Source organism: Limnospira sp. (assembly GCF_051859755.1).
Lineage (GTDB): Bacteria > Cyanobacteriota > Cyanobacteriia > Cyanobacteriales > Microcoleaceae > Limnospira > Limnospira fusiformis.
In genome coordinates, this window is the sequence record NZ_JBIMLI010000214.1 from 1 (window position 1) to 5,076 (window position 5,076).

The following is a 5,076-nucleotide window of genomic DNA, read 5'->3' on the forward strand; positions in this document are numbered from 1 at the left end:
GTTTATCCTCAACTCTTCTCGCTTATTAGACCCTATTGCCCTAAAATATTAACCTAATTTGAGATTAAATCATGCTCCCCTGCCAGTTGTCCCATCGATTGACCAATTTCTACAAATTGAATGTTCTCTGTGTTCGTTAGCAGCTCTCTAAACTCTCTTTGTCCCTTCACATCTCCCGTTCTGTAGGGGACTACCAGACATTCTGCCAGGGTGATAGGCCCCACAACACCCACCAATCCTGCATTCTCAATCCGGTCAAAAATCATCCTGACAAGCGGCCAGAAATCAGGATTTTCCTCCACAAAATACACAACAGGCGATGTATCTAAAAACAGCCGCGATACCCCAGAAAGCGCCTCATCAATCCTCATAATTCGCCTCTGAGGACTCGTTCCCGATGCTCATCCCCTTCTCGACGAGTTCGCGTCACCCATTCCTGAGCATCCTCGCCAAAAAATGGGTGCTTTACCATCCCGCGAAATTCACTAAGTTTCCGTTTAGGGCTGGTCTGGTGTGGCTGAGATTTCAGACTCTGTGCTACACCGCTAATCAGTTCTAACCGTTCTTCATAGGACAACTGCTCAACTTGCTGCAATAGGTTTTGTAGCAATGGACTCATAGCCCTAACCTCCTCAAATTTTCCCGAATCGCTGCTTCTAGTTTGGCACTTTCCTCAAACTGTGCGTACAACTTCTTCGTCAACCGTTCCATCTTCTCCTCAAACAGCTCATCATCCTCTTCCAGTTCCTCCGCCCCCACATAGCGCCCTGGGGTCAGCACATAACCATGAGAGGCGATTTCCTCCAGAGTGGCACTCTTACAAAATCCCGGCAGGTCCTCATACTCATCCGCCCCCGATTCCCCGCGCCATGCCTGATAGGTTCCAGCAATGCGGGCGAGTTCCTCATCAATCAGTTCCCGATGGGTTCGGTCAATCAACACCCCCAACTTCCGAGCATCAATAAATAAGGTCTGACCCTTGCGGTTGCGGCAAGGTTTGTGTCCAGCAGTGGGTTTGCCCGACTTGTCCCGCGCTACAAACCACAGACAAGCAGGAATCTGGGTGGTGTAGAACAACTGTCCCGGTAAGGCAATCATGCAATCCACCAAATCCGAAGCGATTAAGGCTTTGCGGATATCCCCTTCCCCAGACTGGTTGGAACTCATCGAACCATTCGCCAACACGAACCCAGCAATCCCATTCGGTGCGAGATGGTGAATGATGTGCTGAATCCAAGCATAGTTAGCGTTTCCCTTCGGTGGTGTCCCGTACTGCCAGCGCACGTCTTCTGCCAGCTTCTCATTCCACCAATCGCTGATGTTAAATGGAGGATTCGCCAGGATGTAATCTGCCTTCAAGTCTTTGTGTAAATCGTTGGTGAAACTATCCGCTTGTCTGTCGCCGATGTTGCCATCTATCCCGCGAATGGCGAGATTCATCAAGCACAGTCGCCGCGTTGTCGGGTTCGATTCTTGGCCGTAAATGGCAATATCGCCTTTACGTCCCCCGTGCGCTTCCACGAATTTCTCGGACTGCACGAACATTCCACCGGAACCACAGCAAGGGTCATAGATTCGTCCCTTGTACGGCTGAATCATCTCAACCAACAGCCTAACCACGGACTGCGGCGTGTAAAACTCACCGCCACCCTTACCTTCCTTCTCGGCAAACTGTCCCAGAAAATATTCATAAACTCGCCCCAAAATATCCTTGGAGCGGTTCTCAGCGTCGCCCAATCCGATGGTACTAATCAGGTCGATGAGTTCCCCTAGGCGTTGCTTATCCAGGTCGGGGCGGTTGTAGTTACTCGGTAAAACGCCCTTGAGTCGAGGGTTTTCTTTCTCGATCGCCAGCATCGCCTCATCAATGCGCTTGCCGATATCCGGTTGCTTGGCGCTGGCTTGAATTGTTGACCATCGCGCTTCTTGCGGCACCCAGAACATATTTTCCCCAACGTATTCATCGCGGTCTTCGGGGTCGGTGTAGTCTGTTTCTTGCCTTGCTGCGAGGTCATCGTAGCGTTCCTGGAAGGCATCAGAGATGTACTTGAGGAAAATCAGCCCCAAGGTGACGTGCTTGTATTCAGCCGCATCCATGTGGCCGCGCATTTTATCGGCAGCAGCCCACAGGGTTTGCTCAAAACCGAGATTGGCTCCGTTTCCGTTTTGCTTGGAGGTGGATTGGGTTTTTTTGGACTTTGGCATTCAGGGATGGAACTTTTTAGAAAATGGACAATATGGATTTTTTTAAAAACTGAATCTAGGCGATCGCACTCAAAGAAAGCACCTACTCTGAAAAATAAGCCGGACATCAAATCCGCCCCTCGCTCTCTCATCTGCCGCAACTGCAACTCAATCAGGGTCATTGCCATCGGGGAGGGGGTGGCCCGTCCCTTCTCCCAGCGGTTGATGGTCTGGAAGGACACACGCAGATAAGCATAGTTATCATATATGGTATCTGTTTTGTCAGCTTTATGGTAGGGTATTGGATACCTCTGGTTACCTCTGGTAATGGTTTTGCCCTGACGGCAATCATCCTCAAAAAACCGGTACTCAGAAACTGGAAGCATAACCACTATATTTAGACCACGAGGGAATAGAATTTTGGGGTTTTTCCCCCGCGCCATAAACCGTTTTTATGATTTTTTTAAACACAATTTTTGTGGGGATTTTCGCCCTACTCTTGGCATTAAATACCTCTGTTTTCCAGGTTTCCGATAGTCGGTAAACCCAGCATTATACAGCACCGCATACCTCTGATAATATCAGAGAATCTCTCAATTTTCAACTCCCAGATCGCGGTAGACCAGGCGATCGCAGCAGTAGCGCTGGAGGGCGGGGAAACTGCACCAGAAACACCCAAATCACCGCTTTAGTTCCTACCCAAAATTGGGGCTATACCCTATCGGCGCACCCGAAATTTTGGTTTTACTTAACGGCATCTAAAGATTCATCCTGGTCGGCGGAATTTGAACTACAAGACCCTCGGAAAAACCGCCTGGTTGAATTTAGCTTAACTGTCAACCCCGGACTGATAGCAGTCACTCTCCCGGAAGATATTTATTTGGAGGAAACCGAAACTAACTACTATTGGCGTTTGTCAATTATTTGCGAACCGAGCGATCGCACTGGGGATTTAGTCGTCAGGGGTGAAGTCTTAAAACGGGAACTTGACCAGGATTTACAAGCACAAATCCGAGACAAATCCGGTCGAGATTTGGCTCTAGTTTATGCAGCCAACAGTATCTGGTTCGACCTGTTAACTCTGGTGATGAAGTTCCGAGAAGAACAACCGGAAAATCCCATTTACCGAGAAGATTGGCAAGAATTATTGGGAGCGATAGATTTGCCAAAATCGATAATCGAGAATGGGGAGTTTTGAACAGGGGGTTAAAGTTTAGTCGCAAATCCACAATAAGAATTGGGGTTATATTGATGATACTCTTTTAAAGCGGCTTCGCAGTCGTCTTGAGTCTCAAACCACTTGCTATAGACTTGGTAGGAATTATGGCTCGATAGGTTGCTATAGTTGGCTGACCAGAAAAAATCAGCCTGGGTGTAGCCGTCCTCCAACAGGGAATGACGTTTATTTTTGGCTTGCTGGGGACTATAAAAGGCAGAATCCCCAATAAAATAAAATGATAGGGGTAGTTGATAGGTTTCGGCGATCGCTTCCGATTCCTTGGGTTCTGACTGCGAATGCCAAAATATGGTCAATCCTAAACCGGCGAGAATCCCTAAGATCACACCTACTATAGCCGGGATTTGCCAATCGGGTCGCCGTTGGGGTGGCTTCGGTGAGGTGGCTTTGGGAAAAATGACTGTCGAAGGGGGAACAGAAATTTCCGTCGATGCTATGGGATGGGATAATCCTTCTAAGGCGGTCAGCATTTCTTGAGCATCAGAAAAGCGATCGCTAGGGTGAAAACGAGTGGCGCGATCTAAAATATCCGCAAATTCTGGGTTCACCGTTGGGACTAAGTGCCGCCATTGAATTTGCGCCGTGTTTTCATCGATGGCTAACTCCTGGGGGGTTTTCCCCGTCAACATATAAATAGCAGTGACTCCCAGACTGAACAAATCACTGGCAAAAAACGGGTGTCCCGTCGCCTGTTCAGAAGCCATAAATCCCGGTGTACCAATGACCATGGAGGGGGTGGGATTACCGCGAGAGTTTAACACAGTCCCCATAATCTCTTTAACCGCGCCAAAGTCAATCAAAACTGGTTTGTAGTGGGGAGGTTGCAGGATGATATTGTCTGGCTTGATGTCTCGGTGAATTAGACCATGGCTGTGGATGGTGTGGAGGACTGGTAGCAGGTTTAACAAAAGATCCCGGACTTGGGTTTCCGACATCGACCCCTGTTGCTGTATGCGACTGGTCAGAATTTCTCCTTCTATCCACTCCTGGACTAAGTAAAACTGGCCGTCTTCTTCTAAATAAGCATACAGGCTAGGAATGCGATCGCTAATTTCTCCTAATTTTTCTAAGACTGTCGCCTCGCGCCTAAAACGTTCCGTGATGATATGATGAACGTTCGGGTCATCAGCTTTCGGTTTTAAGCGTTTGATGGCACAACGGCGGCGAGAGGGCATTTGGTTGTCCTCCGCCAAAAAGGTTTCGCCAAAGCCACCGCTGGCGATCGCCAATAGGATCTCGTAACGGTTATTCAGGATGACAGTAGGGTTGGGTGGGGAGTCTAATGGATTTAACATAGTCGGGACCGGGTAAAGTTGAACGAGGAAACGCACCGATTGCATTAATTTCACTTTATGGGTATAATGGCTTTAGCACAGATGCCAAGGTGCAACTTTACTCAGCATCACAGGGTTTTTCCTCAAACCAACTGGCTGGCTGCGATCGTGCTGATTCTCTAAGCGTGACAGCTTGTAGTTCGTCATATTCCCGGATCTGCCGATCATATCTTGTCTTAGCTAAGGCGTTCTGCTACTATGGGTAGCTAAATTAGGTTTTCCCGTTCAACTCACCATTTCGCGTGGGTCAGCACCCCCGGCTGAAGCACGGGGGCTTCGTGCCCCCCTTTCAGGTAGCTGACCAGCTATAGCCTTAACTGG

5 protein-coding genes are annotated in these 5,076 nt (G+C 48.7%); 1 reads left to right on the plus strand and 4 read right to left on the minus strand.

The window, feature by feature from the left end; genetic code table 11:
* Positions 1-53 precede the first annotated feature (53 nt).
* Genes ACTIE0_RS22585 through ACTIE0_RS22595 form a run of 3 tightly spaced genes read right to left on the minus strand, consistent with a single transcriptional unit; the run spans position 54 to position 2,205 of the window.
* Positions 54-371, minus strand: a complete 318-nt coding sequence (locus ACTIE0_RS22585) for a type II toxin-antitoxin system VapC family toxin (protein ID WP_006625653.1) — start codon at positions 369-371, stop codon at positions 54-56.
* Positions 368-619 carry a hypothetical protein gene (locus ACTIE0_RS22590; protein WP_006625654.1) on the minus strand — a complete coding sequence of 84 codons (252 nt, stop codon included), beginning with the start codon at positions 617-619 and terminating at the stop codon, positions 368-370. The genes ACTIE0_RS22585 and ACTIE0_RS22590 overlap by 4 nt, the downstream gene beginning before the upstream one ends.
* On the minus strand, positions 616-2,205 hold the full coding sequence (locus ACTIE0_RS22595; protein ID WP_039933693.1) for a class I SAM-dependent DNA methyltransferase: 1,590 nt from the start codon (positions 2,203-2,205) through the stop codon (positions 616-618). The genes ACTIE0_RS22590 and ACTIE0_RS22595 overlap by 4 nt, the downstream gene beginning before the upstream one ends.
* A gap of 658 nt (positions 2,206-2,863) precedes the next feature.
* Here ACTIE0_RS22595 and ACTIE0_RS22600 point away from each other — a divergent pair.
* Positions 2,864-3,382: a DUF928 domain-containing protein gene (locus tag ACTIE0_RS22600; protein ID WP_230428104.1), complete on the plus strand. Its 519-nt coding sequence runs from the start codon at positions 2,864-2,866 to the stop codon at positions 3,380-3,382.
* Between the two features lie 8 nt (positions 3,383-3,390).
* Here ACTIE0_RS22600 and ACTIE0_RS22605 read toward each other — a convergent pair whose 3' ends face one another.
* A complete protein-coding gene (locus ACTIE0_RS22605) occupies positions 3,391-4,716 on the minus strand; it encodes a protein kinase domain-containing protein (RefSeq protein WP_235677613.1) in 1,326 nt (441 codons plus the stop codon).
* Positions 4,717-5,076 lie beyond the last annotated feature (360 nt).

Excerpts from the sequence above, each read along its gene's own strand:
- ACTIE0_RS22585 (WP_006625653.1), bottom strand. The coding sequence starts at position 371 with ATGAGGATTGATGAGGCGCTTTCTGGGGTATCGCGGCTGTTTTTAGAT.
- ACTIE0_RS22590 (WP_006625654.1), bottom strand. The coding sequence starts at position 619 with ATGAGTCCATTGCTACAAAACCTATTGCAGCAAGTTGAGCAGTTGTCC.
- ACTIE0_RS22595 (WP_039933693.1), bottom strand. The coding sequence starts at position 2,205 with ATGCCAAAGTCCAAAAAAACCCAATCCACCTCCAAGCAAAACGGAAAC.
- ACTIE0_RS22605 (WP_235677613.1), bottom strand. The coding sequence starts at position 4,716 with ATGTTAAATCCATTAGACTCCCCACCCAACCCTACTGTCATCCTGAAT.